Origin of the sequence: Bartonella sp. OD88NMGDW, from assembly GCF_042193775.1 — a bacterium.
Classification (GTDB): Bacteria; Pseudomonadota; Alphaproteobacteria; order Rhizobiales; family Rhizobiaceae; genus Bartonella; species Bartonella grahamii.
Genome location: NZ_JBHIMA010000067.1, coordinates 1 through 789, shown reverse-complemented (window position 1 = coordinate 789; position 789 = coordinate 1). Strand labels below are relative to the sequence as shown.

Below are 789 nucleotides of genomic sequence, written 5' to 3'. Positions count from 1 at the left end.
CGAGGAGACAGATGAAAAAGCGATTTATTATAACAGGAATGATTACCATTTGGGGAATGATAAATTTGGCACATGCAGTGAATATTGATGGTATAGATTCACTCGGGAAGACATATTTTACACAACCACCTACTCCATCGAAATCACCTGCTTCACCGAAATCACCTGCTTCACCGAAATCACCTGCTCCACCAGCAGAATATTTGGAGCTTATTAAGCTATTAAGAAAAGGGGAAATTATTGAGCTCTTAAAAAAACAGCTTGAGTTAAAAAAAGAACAACTTTCGCAAACAGAAAAAACCTATCAAGCTATAACAAAGAGTCAGAAAACCGCACCTCAGAAAATAGACTTTTCTAGTTTTTTTCTCAAAGAGCCTGAATCGCTCTATAAGAAAGATAAGCTTTCAAGGGAATCATATCAAAAGGTATTAGAGGAAGAAAACAAAATTTCTGGGACTTTTGATCAAGTAGGTGACTCTATTTTTGCCCGTTTAGAATTTATATCGTCTCTAGATAAAGCTTTAACTTTAAAAACTTTTGAAAACGTAGAAAATCGTTTTCAATACCTTAAAGAGCTATTCGATGAACTTCAAACAAAAGAAAACCTGAAAGACATTGCAGATCTTCAAGCACATATCGATGGTTCGTTAGCAATGATCCAAAATGAATCTATAAAGATGCAAATGGTAGCGCATTTACGTAATGCCGAGCGATCACTTATCAAAAGGAAAAGACGCGAACTTGATATGAAAATTTTTAACCATGAAACAAACGGGATGCCTACCATAC

The 789-nt window shown here is 35.4% G+C and carries 1 protein-coding gene; it reads left to right on the top strand.

Features of this window, described 5'->3' with window-relative positions; all coding sequences use genetic code 11:
- Positions 1–11: 11 nt before the first annotated feature.
- The coding region (locus tag ACFIJR_RS09120; protein WP_375654076.1) for a type IV secretion system protein at positions 12–789 on the top strand (778 nt) is incomplete at its 3' end.